This window comes from Streptomyces sp. NPDC059080, from assembly GCF_042739975.1.
In the GTDB taxonomy this organism is placed as follows: Bacteria; Actinomycetota; Actinomycetes; order Streptomycetales; family Streptomycetaceae; genus Streptomyces; species Streptomyces benahoarensis.
Window position 1 is genome coordinate 1 of record NZ_JBHYGX010000054.1, and the last position, 13773, is coordinate 13773.

The 13773-nt window shown below is 71.8% G+C and carries 12 protein-coding genes and 1 riboswitch; of the genes, 9 read left to right on the forward strand and 3 right to left on the reverse strand.

Annotated elements, in window-relative coordinates:
* The 7 genes from ACFWWQ_RS27270 to ACFWWQ_RS27300 all read left to right on the forward strand — a co-directional run.
* The coding region (locus ACFWWQ_RS27270; RefSeq protein WP_384601387.1) for a cytochrome P450 at positions 1-599 on the forward strand (599 nt) is incomplete at its 5' end.
* Positions 600-830: 231 nt separating this feature from the next.
* Complete coding sequence (locus ACFWWQ_RS27275; RefSeq protein ID WP_384601390.1) at positions 831-1901, forward strand: transglycosylase family protein; 1071 nt, start codon at positions 831-833, stop codon at positions 1899-1901.
* 219 nt (positions 1902-2120) lie between these two features.
* Positions 2121-2331, forward strand: a riboswitch (cyclic di-AMP (ydaO/yuaA leader).
* Positions 2332-2336: 5 nt separating this feature from the next.
* Positions 2337-3011: a transglycosylase family protein gene (locus ACFWWQ_RS27280; protein ID WP_384601392.1), complete on the forward strand. Its 675-nt coding sequence runs from the start codon at positions 2337-2339 to the stop codon at positions 3009-3011.
* A 468-nt stretch (positions 3012-3479) separates the two neighbouring features.
* On the forward strand, positions 3480-4769 hold the full coding sequence (gene eno / locus ACFWWQ_RS27285) for a phosphopyruvate hydratase (RefSeq protein WP_384601395.1): 1290 nt from the start codon (positions 3480-3482) through the stop codon (positions 4767-4769).
* 244 nt (positions 4770-5013) lie between these two features.
* Positions 5014-5469 carry a septum formation initiator family protein gene (locus ACFWWQ_RS27290; protein WP_384601398.1) on the forward strand — a complete coding sequence of 152 codons (456 nt, stop codon included), beginning with the start codon at positions 5014-5016 and terminating at the stop codon, positions 5467-5469.
* Positions 5470-5616: 147 nt separating this feature from the next.
* Positions 5617-6165: a DUF501 domain-containing protein gene (locus ACFWWQ_RS27295; protein ID WP_384601401.1), complete on the forward strand. Its 549-nt coding sequence runs from the start codon at positions 5617-5619 to the stop codon at positions 6163-6165.
* The gene (locus tag ACFWWQ_RS27300; RefSeq protein ID WP_384601404.1) at positions 6162-7154 is read left to right on the forward strand and encodes an exopolyphosphatase; all 993 of its coding nucleotides are present in this window, start codon (positions 6162-6164) and stop codon (positions 7152-7154) included. Before ACFWWQ_RS27295 ends, ACFWWQ_RS27300 begins: the two co-directional genes overlap by 4 nt.
* Positions 7155-7207: 53 nt before the next feature.
* On the opposite strand, the gene ACFWWQ_RS27305 is transcribed toward ACFWWQ_RS27300, so the two are convergent.
* Positions 7208-7477 carry a type II toxin-antitoxin system RelE/ParE family toxin gene (locus ACFWWQ_RS27305; RefSeq protein WP_384601407.1) on the reverse strand — a complete coding sequence of 90 codons (270 nt, stop codon included), beginning with the start codon at positions 7475-7477 and terminating at the stop codon, positions 7208-7210.
* Positions 7474-7746 (reverse strand): type II toxin-antitoxin system Phd/YefM family antitoxin, encoded by a 273-nt coding sequence (locus ACFWWQ_RS27310; RefSeq protein WP_384601410.1) that lies wholly within the window; start codon positions 7744-7746, stop codon positions 7474-7476. The genes ACFWWQ_RS27305 and ACFWWQ_RS27310 overlap by 4 nt, the downstream gene beginning before the upstream one ends.
* Positions 7747-8263: 517 nt before the next feature.
* Between ACFWWQ_RS27310 and ACFWWQ_RS27315 the strand changes: the two genes are divergently transcribed.
* Both ACFWWQ_RS27315 and ACFWWQ_RS27320 read left to right on the forward strand, forming a co-directional pair.
* On the forward strand, positions 8264-9646 hold the full coding sequence (locus ACFWWQ_RS27315) for an NAD(P)/FAD-dependent oxidoreductase (RefSeq protein WP_384601413.1): 1383 nt from the start codon (positions 8264-8266) through the stop codon (positions 9644-9646).
* A 199-nt stretch (positions 9647-9845) separates the two neighbouring features.
* On the forward strand, positions 9846-11156 hold the full coding sequence (locus tag ACFWWQ_RS27320) for a class I SAM-dependent methyltransferase (RefSeq protein WP_384601416.1): 1311 nt from the start codon (positions 9846-9848) through the stop codon (positions 11154-11156).
* A gap of 70 nt (positions 11157-11226) precedes the next feature.
* On the opposite strand, the gene ACFWWQ_RS27325 is transcribed toward ACFWWQ_RS27320, so the two are convergent.
* Positions 11227-13752, reverse strand: coding sequence for an ABC transporter permease (locus ACFWWQ_RS27325; protein WP_384601420.1), 2526 nt, complete (start codon positions 13750-13752; stop codon positions 11227-11229).
* Between the last annotated feature and the right edge of the window lie 21 nt (positions 13753-13773).

Here is a 13773-nt window from a genome sequence, read left to right on the forward strand (position 1 = left end):
AGCCCCGGCCGAAGCCGGTCGATCCCAACAGCGTCAAGACGGACGGTCCTGGCTACACCGTTCTTTCTCAGACTGCTCAAATCGGTTTCGAGACCACCGTCAACCTCATCGGCAACGGCACCTACGCCCTGCTCCGCACCCCGGACCAGCGCGAACTCCTCCAGAAGTCACTGGCGGGCGGTGACACCGACGTCCTGGCCACCGGCATCGAGGAACTGCTGCGCTACGACGGCCCGGTCGAGCTGGCCACCTGGCGGTTCGCGACCGAGGAGCTGACGCTCGGCGGCGAGCGGATAGCCGAGGGCGATCCGGTCCTGGTGGTGCTCGCCGCCGCCGACCGCGACCCCGCACGCTTCGACGCCCCGGACACCCTCGACCTGCGCCGCACCGACAACCCGCACCTCGGCTACGGCCACGGCATCCACTACTGCCTCGGCGCGCCCCTCGCCCGCCTCGAAGGGCAGACCGCCCTCGCCACCCTCCTGACCCGCCTGCCCGACATCCGGCTTGCGGCGGAACCTGATGCATTGCGGTGGCGCGGCGGGCTCATCATGCGCGGTCTGCGCACCCTCCCCGTGGCGTTCACCCCGGCCCCCTGACGACACGCCGTCCACCGGCGCGGACGGCCGCCCACGGCCCGGAAGTTGACGCTCCATCAGTCACGTGACCTACGCGTGATCTCCGCTACACCGGCTTGTGACGCCCCGTGAGCCCGGCTACCTTGCCACCGGACAAGCGCTCCACTGCCCGGTGGACGGCCGTACCGGATCCCGGCGGCCGGGCCGGGTCGTCGGGGCGGACAACTCAACCGCCGCTCGAAAGGCAATCGCATGCGCACCGGCAACGGCAGGCACCGTCGCCCCCGCCAGGCACCGGCCCTCTTTGTCACGGCGGGTGTGACCGGCGCGGGCCTCGCCCTGCCCCTCCTCGGCGCGGGCGCCGCCCACGCCGCCGACGCCACCACCTGGGACCGCGTCGCCCAGTGCGAGTCCGGCGGCATCTGGTCCAGCGCCTCCGGCAACGGCTTCTACGGCGGGCTCCAGCTCACCCTCGACATGTGGCGCGACCACGGCGGGCTGGAGTACGCGGCCCGCCCCGACCTGGCCAGCCGCGCCCAGCAGATAGCCGTGGCCCAGGCGATCCTCGCCGACCGCGGCCCGGACGCCTGGCCGCGCTGCGCGGCCGGCGCCGGACTCACCAAGGGCGGCAGAACCCCCGACGTCGACCCCGGCGGCACCGTCACCACCCCGCCCGCCGCCGCGGACGGCGGCGACACTGGCACGGACACTGGCGCGGGCACGGACACCGGCACGGGCACGGACACCGGCACGGGCACGGACACCGGTACGGGCACGGACACCGGTACGGGCGCGGACACCGGTCAGGACGGAACCCCGACCCCCGACGACCCGGACCAGGACACCGCCGACCCGTCCGCCCCGAAGGGTCAGCCGGACCCGTCCGGCGCCCCCGCCCCGTCCGCCTCGCCCGGCACGCCCGGCACCACCGACTCCCCGGAGGCGCCCGAAGGCTCGGGGAGGCCCGGCAGGCCCGGCCCGTCGGGCGACCCGTCCGGCCACGCCTCCACCCCGTCCGGGCCCTCGCACCCGTCCCGTACGACGCCCCCGGCGGACGGGGACGGCTCCGGGCGCCACCGCGGCGGCAGTGACGCCGACGGGGACGGCGAACGCGCCCCGGGGCGGCACGCCTCGCGGGGCGGCGAGCGGACGGACCCGGGCGAGGGCGCGTACACCGTGCGCCCCGGTGACAACCTGTCAGCCATCGTCGAGGCGCGTGAGCTGCCGGGCGGCTGGCCCGCGCTGTACGAGCGCAACGAGGACGTCATCGGCGACGACCCGGACCTCATCCGCCCAGGCCAACTCCTCGATCTGGGCCACTGATCGAGGGAGATGAACTGCTTTGCCCCTTTTGGCGAAAGTGAGACATGGCTCTCGTTGACATCCGTGGCGTCGCGACCTGCCCTTCGCCTCCACACCATGTCCTACCTGCGGAAATATGCGCCCTCTGCGGTCGTTGGCGGTCAACTGTGCCCAGAAAGTGGGGTTTGAACGACGCGGGGGGTTCTGTTTACGGTCGGCATCGCTCGCCAAAGCGGGCCCTTCGTTCACACGCCGAATCCTGCCGGTGGGCGAAGGTGGTCGACGCGCAAGCGCCGAAGGCAGGAGCGGGGGACCCAAGGTAAGTGCCGGTCCCGCCCGTGAAAGCGGGTCAACCGGCTTGGGGTGAAGCCGTGTGTGAGGAACACACGGCCGGGCAATCCACACCGCCCGAACCCGACAGCTCACCTCGTAGGCGTCGGTGAGGAAAACGAAAACATGCTGATGAACAAGGCCAAGCACCGTCGCCCCTCCAAGGCCGTCCGCGTCGCCACCCTCGCCGGTGTCGCCGGTGCCGCCGTGGCCGTCCCGCTGATGGGCGCCACCTCCGCCTCCGCCGCCTCGGTCTCCACCTGGGACTCCGTCGCCCAGTGCGAGTCCGGCGGCAACTGGTCGATCAACACCGGCAACGGCTACTACGGCGGCCTGCAGTTCTCCCTGTCCAGCTGGGCGGCGGCCGGCGGCAAGCAGTTCGCCCCGCGCGCCGACCTGGCCACCAAGGCCCAGCAGATCCAGGCCGCCGAGAAGCTCCTCGCCATCCAGGGCCCGGGCGCCTGGTCCTGCGCCGGTGCCGGCAACCTCACCGCCGGCGGCCCGTCCCCCGACCTGAACACGGGCTCCACCACCAAGGCCGCCCCGCAGCAGCAGGCGTCGCAGCAGCGGGCCGCGCAGCCCAAGGCCGCCCCGCAGCGGCAGGCCCCGCAGCAGCACACCACCCCGGCGCCCCAGCACCACGCCATGGGCCACGGCAACTACACCGTGAAGTCCGGCGACACCCTGGCCAAGATCGCCAAGGCGCACGGCAAGAACTGGAAGTCGGTCTACGCGGACAACAAGTCCGTCATCGGCTCCAACCCGAACCTCATCTTCCCGGGCCAGAAGCTCCACGTCTGATCCCCGCGCGGGGCCCGCCCACCGCCCCGCACCCCGGGCTCCCCGCCCCTCCCGGTCCACCGCGCCCATGCGTACGGCGGCACGTGCGGCACACCGGACCGGGAGGCGGCGCCGCCCGCCCGGACCCCGCGGGCCACGGCCCCGCCCGGGAGCCCCCGCTCACCCGCGGACCTTCCCCACGGGATGCCCCGCCCGGCGCGCACGTCCCCGGGGCGGCACCGGCTCACCGCCGATGCCGCCCTCCGCGCGCCGAGGCGGGGTTTCGCCGTTCCGTACCCTGGTGCCGGACACAGCGTCGTGCCCGCCCCTTATCAGCCGCTTTTCCGTTCCGCGGCCTTCGTTGCCGAATGTCCGGCACCCGGCGTCCGAGGCACCTTTCGGCCCGCTGCGCGGGCCGGGAGCGAGTGGAAGTCCCGGGGGCCGTTAGGCTCGTGCCGCAGAACTCCAGACACCCATGAAGGAGACAACGTGCCGTCCATCGACGTCGTCGTAGCCCGCGAAATTCTCGACTCGCGAGGTAATCCCACGGTCGAGGTCGAGGTCGGCCTCGACGACGGCTCCACCGGCCGGGCCGCCGTCCCGTCCGGTGCCTCCACCGGCGCCTTCGAGGCCGTCGAACTGCGCGACGGGGACCCCAACCGCTACCAGGGCAAGGGCGTCGAGAAGGCCGTCCTCGCCGTCATCGAGCAGATCGGCCCGGAGCTGGTCGGCTACGACGCCACCGAGCAGCGCCTCATCGACCAGGCCATGTTCGACCTGGACGCCACTGACAACAAGGGCTCGCTGGGCGCCAACGCCATCCTCGGCGTCTCCCTCGCCGTCGCGCACGCCGCCTCCGAGGCCAGCGACCTGCCGCTGTTCCGCTACCTCGGCGGCCCGAACGCGCACGTCCTGCCCGTCCCGATGATGAACATCCTGAACGGCGGGTCGCACGCCGACTCCAACGTCGACATCCAGGAATTCATGATCGCCCCGATCGGCGCGGAGTCCTTCTCCGAGGCGCTGCGCTGGGGCGCCGAGGTCTACCACACCCTCAAGAAGGTCCTGAAGAGCAAGGGCCTGGCCACCGGCCTTGGCGACGAGGGCGGCTTCGCCCCCAACCTCGGCTCCAACCGTGAGGCCCTCGACCTCATCCTGGAGGCCATCAAGGAGGCCGGTTACGCCCCCGGCCAGGACATCGCGCTCGCCCTGGACGTCGCCGCCTCCGAGTTCTACAAGGACGGCACGTACCAGTTCGAGGGCAAGGACCGCTCCGCCGCCGAGATGACGGAGTACTACGAGGAGCTGGTCGCGGCCTACCCGCTGGTCTCCATCGAGGACCCGCTGTTCGAGGACGACTGGGCCGGCTGGAAGGTCATCACCGACAAGCTCGGCGCCAAGGTCCAGCTCGTCGGCGACGACCTCTTCGTCACCAACCCCGAGCGCCTGGCCCGCGGCATCGAGGAGGGCTCCGCCAACGCCCTTCTGGTGAAGGTCAACCAGATCGGTTCGCTCACCGAGACGCTGGACGCCGTCGAGCTGGCCCAGCGCAACGGCTTCAAGTGCATGATGTCGCACCGCTCCGGCGAGACCGAGGACGTCACCATCGCCGACCTGGCCGTCGCCACCAACTGCGGCCAGATCAAGACCGGCGCCCCGGCCCGCTCCGAGCGCGTCGCCAAGTACAACCAGCTGCTGCGCATCGAGGAGATCCTGGACGACGCGGCGGTCTACGCCGGCCGTTCGGCCTTCCCGCGGTTTCGCTCTGCGAACCAGTAAGCACAGCGCTCTGCGAACCAGTAAGCACAGCGCTCTGCGAACCAGTAAGCACAGCAAGGGCTGATTTCCCCCGGCGAGGGTGCGCCCCGCTCCGCCCGGCCGTGGGCGGGCCACCCGCCGTCACGGCCTGCGTTCGTCCCCGGCGACGGTCCCGTACCGTTGCCGGGGACGGCTGCGCTTCCGAACGGCCCCGCCCGGCGGGAGCGTACGAACTCCATGACAGTCGGCCAACAGGGGAGGCGACGTGTCCGCGGACCGGTTCTCGACCGCGACCCGGCTCAAGGCGCTCGGCGAACAGGCGGTGGCCCGCGTCCAGCGCGTCCGGCGCCCCCGCCGCAACCGCCTCACCGGACGGGCCGCCCTGCTGGCCCTCGTCATGTGCTCCCTCGTCGTGGCCCTGGCCTACCCGATACGGCAGTACGTCTCGCAGCGCTCCGACATCGCCGACCAGCGCCGCAAGGCCCAGGAGGCGGCCGAGGCGCTGGACCGGCTGCGCGACGAGAAGTCCCGCTGGCGCGATCCCGCCCACGTCGAGCAGCAGGCCCGGCTGCATCTGCACTTCGTCCGCCCCGGCGAGACGGGTTATATCGTCCAGGACGGATCGCGCGCCGACGACGGTGCTCGGCGCGACGGCGCGGGAGCGGCCGGAAGCCCCTGGTACGAGAACCTCTGGGCCGACGTCGACACGGCCGACCGGTGACGCGCCGCACCCCGGTCCGGCTGCCCGGCACCGCCTGATCCGACCTGCCCGACCCGCGGGCGGCGACGCGACGGCACCCTCCGCGTCCGCCCGTCCGCGGCCGAAAGCTCACCGAAGATCCCACCGAAGATCCCACCGAAAGCGCACATGGACACGCCTCCGCCCCAGACCGAGCCCACCGAGCCCACCGCCGCGGACATCGCCGCCTTCAAGGGGCAGCTGGGCCGCCCGCCGCGTGGCCTGCGGGCCATCGCCCACCGCTGCCCCTGCGGCCAGCCGGATGTCGTCGAGACGGCCCCGCGCCTGGAGGACGGCACGCCGTTCCCGACGCTGTACTACCTGACGTGCCCGCGCGCGGCCTCCGCCATCGGCACGCTGGAGGCCAACGGCGTGATGAAGGAGATGACCGAGCGGCTGGCGACCGACCCCGAGCTGGCCGCCGCCTACCGCGCCGCCCACGAGGACTACATCCGCCGCCGCGACGCCATCGAGGTCCTCCAGGGCTTCCCCAGCGCCGGTGGCATGCCGGACCGCGTCAAGTGCCTGCACGTCCTCGTCGGCCACTCCCTCGCGACCGGTCCCGGCGTCAACCCACTGGGCGACGAGGCGCTCGCGATGCTGCCCGAGTGGTGGCGCAAGGGCCCGTGCGTCACGCCCTGCCAGGACACCGCCGCCGCCGAAGGAGACGCCGAATGACCCGGGTCGCCGCCGTCGACTGCGGTACCAACTCCATCCGCCTGCTGGTCGCCGACGTCGACCCGGCCACCGGTGAGCTGACGGAGCTGGACCGCCGGATGCAGATCGTCCGCCTCGGCCAGGGCGTGGACCGCACCGGGCGGCTCGCGCCCGAGGCGCTGGAGCGGACCTTCGCCGCCTGCCGTGAGTACGCCGCGGTCATCGCGGAGCTGGGCGCGGAGCGCACCCGGTTCGTGGCGACGTCCGCCTCCCGCGACGCCGAGAACCGCGACGACTTCGTCCGCGGCGTGGTGGACATCCTCGGCGTCGAGCCCGAGGTCATCACCGGCGACCAGGAGGCGGAGTTCTCCTTCACCGGCGCCACCCGCGAGCTGACCGGCATGGAGGCTGCAGGTGCGGAGCGCCTTCCCGGGAAGGGTGGTGGCGGGCGACGGGCGGGCTTCGCCCGCCCGTACCTCGTCGTGGACATCGGCGGCGGTTCCACCGAGTTCGTCCTCGGTGACGGCGCCGTCCGCGCCGCCCGCTCCGTCGACATAGGCTGCGTGCGGATGACCGAGCGGCACCTGGTGCGCGACGGCGAGATCAGCGACCCGCCGTCCCCCGACCGGATCGCCGCGATCAGAGCCGACGCGGCCGCCGCCCTCGACGAGGCCGAGGCCGCCGTCCCGCTCCGCGAGGCCGCCACCCTCGTCGGCCTGGCCGGTTCGGTCACCACCGTCGCCGCCATCGCCCTCGGCCTCGACCACTACGACTCGACGGCCGTCCACCACGCCCGCGTCTCCCGCGCCCGCGTCGCGGAGATCACCGACCGCCTGGTCACCTCCACCCACGCCGAACGCGCCGCGATCCCGGTCATCCACCCCGGCCGCGTCGACGTCATCGCCGCGGGCTCCCTCGTCCTCCTCGCGATCATGGACCGCACGGGCGCCGAGGAGGTCGTGGTCAGCGAGCACGACATTCTCGACGGCATCGCTTGGAGTCTTGCCTGAGCCGTCCCGGACGGCATGGCCCCCGTCGCCTTCGGGCGGCGGGGGCCATCGCGTCACAGTGCGCGGTGGACGTCGCGCCGGTCGCCCACCTTGACGACGAGGATGACGAGTTCGCCGTCCTCGATCCGGTAGGCGACCCGGTGGTTGCCGACCCGGAGCCGGTAGAGCCCCGACGGGCCGGTGAGCTTCTTGATGTCGGCGTCCGCGCGGTAGGGGTCGTCGCCGAGTTCGGTCAGCGCGGCGAGGATGCGCATGGCGGTGGGCCGGTCCAGGGCTCGCAGTTGCCGCTGCGCCGCGGTGGTGAACCGGAATGCGTACTTCACGCCACGTCTTCGGTGCGCTCGGCGAACAGGTCGGCCAGCAACTCGGCCATGGTGACGGTCGGGCCGTTCTCGGCCAGGACTGCCTCCGCCTCCCGGGCCAGCAGGACATCGGCCGCCTCTTCCAGGGCGTCGAAGTCCGCGATCGGCACCACGGCGGCGACGGGCACGCCGCTGCGGGTGATCACCGTGGGGTCGCCCTGCTCGGCACGGTTGATGTGGTCCGCCAGGTGCGCGCGGGCCTCTCGTACGGTCACGGTGTGCTCGGTCATGGAGAAAGTGTACACACAGTCGTGTACACGAGGGAGGGGAGCCTGGTGGTCGTAGCCGTGCGGCCCGCCGCGAGGCGTCAGGCCGAGCTCGCTCCGGGCGACGCCGCTGCCCGTGGCGCGCCCCGCGCATCCCCGTTCTCACGGCGATTCGACCCCCCTCGGTACCCCGTGGTGCCGACGCCCCGGAAAAGTTCGTGAAACTCTTCACATGAAAAAAGTGGCGGATGGCCGAAGAAAGGGGCCCTGAGGGCCTCAATCGAAGGTCCTAGGCCCTCTTGAGCCGGGGAATGCGGGGCGGAGTGGGGGCGCGGTTCGCGCTCACCCGGTGTGTGGTTCGCTCGCTCCTGCGTTCACAAGCCCTGATCACAAGGGGTCTCAACGGGTCGCGGTGGCGAGTGGTTCCCCGGAAGCGGTATGGCGTCCGTCACGGGGGGCGGCGCAGTGTAGCAGACACCCCTCCAGTTCTTGTGAAGGGGCTCACGAGCAGCCCCCCAAGGGGAGGTGGATACTCGATTGCATGAGCACCACGGAGCGTCCCAGGATCCTCGTTGTAGGCGGTGGGTACGTAGGTTTGTACGCGGCGCGTCGCATCCTCAAGAAGATGCGGTACGGCGAGGCGACCGTCACGGTCGTCGACCCGCGCTCGTACATGACGTACCAGCCCTTCCTCCCTGAAGCTGCGGCCGGCAGCATCTCCCCGCGCCACGTCGTGGTTCCGCTGCGGCGTGTGCTGCCCAAGGCGGAGGTTCTCACCGGCCGGGTGACCACCATCGACCAGGACCGCAAGGTCGCCACCGTCGCGCCGCTGGTCGGCGAGGCGTACGAGCTGCCCTTCGACTACCTGGTCATCGCGATGGGCGCGGTCTCCCGTACCTTCCCGATCCCGGGCCTGGCCGAGAACGGCATCGGCATGAAGGGCGTCGAGGAGGCCATCGGGCTGCGCAACCACGTGCTGGAGCAGCTCGACAAGGCCGACTCCACCACCGACGAGGAGGTCCGCCGCAAGGCGCTGACCTTCGTCTTCATCGGCGGCGGCTTCGCCGGTGCGGAGACCGTCGGCGAGGTCGAGGACATGGCCCGCGACGCCGCGAAGTACTACAACAACGTCAAGCGCGAGGACATGCGCTTCCTGGTCGTCGATGTCGCGGACAAGATCCTCCCCGAGGTCGGCCCGAAGCTCGGTGCGTACGGCAAGGCGCACCTTGAGGGCCGTGGCGTCGAGGTCTACCTCAAGACCGGCATGGACTCCTGCGTCGACGGTCACGTCGTGCTCAACAACGGCCTTGAGGTCGACTCGGACACCATCGTGTGGACCGCGGGCGTCAAGCCGAACCCGGCGCTCTCCCGCTTCGGTCTGCCGCTGGGCCCGCGCGGTCACGTCGACACCGCCCCCACCCTCCAGGTGCAGGGCACCGACTACATCTGGGCCGCGGGCGACAACGCGCAGGTGCCGGACATGGTCGGCCGCAAGGCCGGCAACGAGAACGCCTGGTGCCCGCCGAACGCGCAGCACGCGCTGCGGCAGGCGAAGGTCCTCGGCGACAACGTGGTCTCCGGTATGCGGGGCTTCCCGCAGAAGGAGTACAGCCACGCCAACAAGGGTGCCGTCGCGGGCCTGGGCCTGCACAAGGGCGTCGCGATGATCGTCGTCGGCAAGGCGAAGATCAAGTTCAAGGGCCGTCTCGCCTGGTACATGCACCGCGCGTACCACGGCATGGCGATGCCGACGTTCAACCGCAAGATCCGGGTCTTCGCCGACTGGACGCTCGCGATGTTCCTCAAGCGCGAGGTCGTCTCGCTCAGCGCCATGCAGAACCCCCGCGAGGAGTTCTACGAGGCCGCGAAGCCGGCGCCGAAGCCCGCTGCCGAGGCCGACAAGCCGAAGGCCAAGGCTTCTTGATCTCCAGGCCGGTGTAGACCGGCCGGCCCGAAGGGCGTCCGCCATCCGTGGGGCGGGCGCCCTTCGGCATGTCCGCCGTCGGAGCCGTGGCGCGCTTTGCCGTCCCCTTACGTGGGAACGGGACTATCCGGGCGCCTGTACGGCGTTTACGTGGTCGGTGAAAGTGTTTCGCCGACTCGTCAAGACGGAGGTGTGCGACATGGCCGACGCCGCTGGACGGCTCACCAAGCTCGCCGAGGAGGTGCTGGGGGCGAAGCTCCCGGTACGCATCCGCGCGTGGGACCGCAGCGAGTTCGGCCCGCCGGGCGCCCCGGTCCTTGTCTTCCGCAACCGCCGCGCGCTGCGCCGCCTGCTCTTCAAACCCGGCGAACTGGGCCTGGCCCGCGCCTGGGTCGCCGGTGACCTCGACATCGACGGCGATCTCTACGAGGCGCTCGACTCGCTGGCCGGCCTGATCTGGGAGCGCGGCACCGCCGCCCCCGCGCCGCAGCGCGCACCTCTCCTGCGGGCCCTGGCGCGGCCCGAGATCCGCGCGGCGGCCAAGGAGTTGCTGACCCTCGTGGGCGTCCCGCTGCCGCCGTCCCCGCCCGCCGAGGAGGCCCGCACCCGCCGCGGCCCGCTGCACACCCTGCTGCGCGACAAAGAGGCCATCAGCCACCACTACGACGTCGGCAACGACTTCTACGCGCTGGTGCTCGGCCCGTCGATGGTCTACTCGTGCGCGTACTGGGAGAGCCCCGAGGCGACGCTGGAGGACGCGCAGCGCGACAAGCTCGACCTGATCTGCCGCAAGCTCGGCCTCGCGGAGGGGCAGCGGCTGCTGGACGTGGGCTGCGGCTGGGGTTCGATGGTGCTGCACGCCGCCCGCGAGTACGGCGTCCGCGCCGTCGGCATCACCCTCTCCGAGGAGCAGGCCGCCTACGCCCGGAAGCGGATCGCGGAGGCGGGGCTGGCCGACCGGGTCGAGATCCGGGTGCAGGACTACCGCGAGATCCACGACGAGCCGTTCGACGCGATCTCCTCGATCGGCATGGCCGAGCACGTCGGGCGGGCCCGCTACGCCGAGTACGCGAGCGCCCTGTATGCCCTGCTCAAGCCCGGCGGGCGGCTGCTCAACCACCAGATCGCCCGGCGTCCGCTGGACGACGAGGACACCTACCACGTCGACGAGTTCATCGACCGGTACGTCTTCCCCGACGGTGAGCTGGCGCCCGTCGGGCAGACCGCGGGGGCGCTGGAGGACGCCGGGTTCGAGGTGCGGGACGTCGAGGTGCTGCGGGAGCACTACGCGCTGACGCTGCGCCAGTGGGTCGCCAACCTGGAGGCCCGCTGGAAGGAGGCGGTGCGGCTGACGACGCCGGGCCGGGCCCGGGTGTGGCGGCTCTACATGGCCGCGTCCGCGCTGTCCTTCGAGCGCAACCGCATAGGGGTCAACCAGGTGCTCGCCGTACGGACCCCGGAGTCCGGGGCGTCGGGGCTGCCGCTGCGGCCGCGCGCCTGGCAGGGCTGACGCACCGTACGCAGGAGGGCCCCGGACCGCGTACGACGTACGGTCCGGGGCCCTCCGGGCGGTGGGGCGGCTACTCCGCCGTGAGGGCGGTGAGCATGTTCAGCTTCGCCGCGCGGCGGGCCGGCCACAGGGCGGCGACCACGCCGACCAGCGCGGACAGGGCGAGGAAGATGCCCATCCGGCCCCAGGGCAGGACCAGTTCGTAGGTGCCGAGTGAGGCGGAGATCAGCTCACCGGCGGCCCAGCCGAAGAAGACGCCGAGGCCGATGCCGAGCACCCCGCCGAAGAGCGAGATCACCAGGGACTCCAGGCGGACCATCCGCTTGACGCCGGTGCGGTCCAGGCCGATGGCCCGCAGCATGCCGATCTCCTGGGAGCGTTCGAAGACCGACATGGCCAGGGTGTTGACGACGCCGAGGACGGCGACGATCACGGCCATGCCGAGCAGCGCGTAGAGCATGTTCAGCAGCAGGTCGACCGACTGGGAGATGCCGGCGGAGACGTCCTTCTTGTCCTGGACGGTGAGGGCCGGGTTCTTGCCCAGCGCATCGATCAGCGTCTGCTTGGTGGCGTCGGTGGCGCCGTCCTTGGTCTTGAGCATCACCTGCATGTCGGTGGCGTGCTTCTGGTGGGGCCCCAGGATGCCGTTGTCCACGATGACCTGATGGATCATCTCGTTGCCGTGGTAGACGCCCGAGATGGTCAGCGTCTCCTTCTTGCCGTCCTCGAACGTCACCGGGACGCGGGAGCCGACCTTCCAGCCCTTCTTCTTCGCGGTGTCCTCGTCGGCGATCAGACCGCCGCCGGCCAGGTCGCCGAGGGAGCCGGAGGCGAAGTCGAGGCGGGTCAGCTTGCCGAAGTCCTTGCCGTTGACGCCGGTCAGATAGGTGGTGTTGCCGCCGATCCCGGCCTCGGAGCTGCGCAGCGGGCTGACGGCGGTGACCTCGTCCAGGCTGCCGAGCTTCTGTGCCACCTCGGGGGAGAGCGGCGTCAGTCCGGCCATGGACACGACGTAGTCGGCCTTGAGCGAGTCGACGGCCATCTTGTCGATGCCCTTCTGGACGCTGGTCCCGATCACCGTCAGACCGGTGATCAGGGTCAGGCCCACCATCAGGGCGGAGGCGGTGGCGGCCGTGCGCCGCGGGTTGCGGACCGCGTTCTCCCGGGCGAGCTTGCCGGAGATGCCGAACGCGCGGAGCAGCGGGGCGGCCAGGGCGATCAGCGGGCGGGACAGCAGCGGCGTCAGGACGAACACGCCGACCAGAAGCAGCACCGCGCCCAGGCCCATCACGAGCTTGCCGTCGCCCATGCCGGTGGCGGCCAGTACGGCGGCGATTCCGGCGCCCGCGAAGAGCGCGCCGATGGTGTTGCGGACCACGAGGGACTTGGTGGTGGCGGTGGCGTGGACGCTGTTCATCGCGGCGACCGGCGGGATCTTCGCGGCGCGGCGGCCCGGCAGCCAGGCGGCGAGGACGGTCACGCCGACGCCGACCACCAGCGAGGTGACGACGGTGGACACGTCGACGACGAGGGGGCCGTCGGGGACGGTGGCGCCGGTGCCGTTCATCAGGGCGCGCATCGCGGCGCCGATGCCGATACCGGCGGCCAGGCCCGTGACGGCGGCGACCGCGCCGACGACGACGGCCTCGACCAGCACGGAGCGGGTGACCTGGCGGCGGCTGGCGCCGACCGCGCGCAGCAGCGCCAGCTCCTTGGTGCGCTGGGCGACCAGCATGGTGAAGGTGTTGGCGATGAGGAAGATGCCGACGAACAGCGCGATCCCGGCGAAGCCCAGCAGGGCGGTCTGCATGCTCTCCATGCTCTTGGCGATCTGCTCGGCCTCGTCGTCGGCGAGCTGACGGCCGGTGGTGGCCTCGGCGCCCTTGGCGGGCAGCACCTTGTGGATCTCCGCCTCCAGGGCGCCCTGCGAGGTGCCCGGGGCGGCCTTGACGTGGATCTCGTGGTACTTGCCGGGGGCGAGCAGCAGCTTCTGGGCGGTCGCGTTGTCGAAGAGCGCGAGGCTGCCGCCGGCCGAGACGGCGCCGTCGGTGGTGGTGAAGATGCCGGTCAGCCGGGTCTCGTGGACCGGTCCGTCGAAGGAGATGCGGACGGTGTCGCCGACCTTGAACCCGGCCTTGTCGGCGGTACGGGAGTCCAGGGCGATCTGGCCGGCGCCGTGCGGGGCGGTGCCGTCGCGCATCGGGTAGCGGGCGTCCTTGCCGTCGGCGCCGGGGTAGTAGTTGCCGCCGCGGGTGGAGAAGCCGGTGCCGATCAGCTTGCCGTGGCGGTCGGCGATGGCGGTGAACCCGGTGACGGTGCCGGTGGCCGAGGCGGCGCCGGGCACGTGGGCGGCCGCATCAAGCAGGCGCTGGTCGAGTGCGGGCCGGTCGCCGAGGCCGGAACCGTCGCTGTGGGGCTGGATGGCCACGTCGACGTCGGCGTAGCCCTCCCGGGCGCTGGAGCGCAGCGCGTCCGAGATGGTGGAGGTGAAGACCAGGGTGCCGGAGACGAAGGCGACGCCGAGCATGACGGCGAGGACGGTCATCAGCAGCCGGGCCTTGTGCGCGAGGACGTTGCGCAGGGCGGTACGGAGCATGGGTCAGTAGTCCTGGGGGAG

Excerpts from the sequence above, each read along its gene's own strand:
- ACFWWQ_RS27295 (WP_384601401.1), top strand. The coding sequence starts at position 5,617 with ATGGACACGCCTCCGCCCCAGACCGAGCCCACCGAGCCCACCGCCGCG.
- ACFWWQ_RS27315 (WP_384601413.1), top strand. The coding sequence starts at position 8,264 with ATGAGCACCACGGAGCGTCCCAGGATCCTCGTTGTAGGCGGTGGGTAC.
- ACFWWQ_RS27280 (WP_384601392.1), top strand. The coding sequence starts at position 2,337 with ATGCTGATGAACAAGGCCAAGCACCGTCGCCCCTCCAAGGCCGTCCGC.
- ACFWWQ_RS27320 (WP_384601416.1), top strand. The coding sequence starts at position 9,846 with ATGGCCGACGCCGCTGGACGGCTCACCAAGCTCGCCGAGGAGGTGCTG.
- ACFWWQ_RS27275 (WP_384601390.1), top strand. The coding sequence starts at position 831 with ATGCGCACCGGCAACGGCAGGCACCGTCGCCCCCGCCAGGCACCGGCC.
- ACFWWQ_RS27310 (WP_384601410.1), bottom strand. The coding sequence starts at position 7,746 with ATGACCGAGCACACCGTGACCGTACGAGAGGCCCGCGCGCACCTGGCG.
- ACFWWQ_RS27325 (WP_384601420.1), bottom strand. The coding sequence starts at position 13,752 with ATGCTCCGTACCGCCCTGCGCAACGTCCTCGCGCACAAGGCCCGGCTG.
- ACFWWQ_RS27300 (WP_384601404.1), top strand. The coding sequence starts at position 6,162 with ATGACCCGGGTCGCCGCCGTCGACTGCGGTACCAACTCCATCCGCCTG.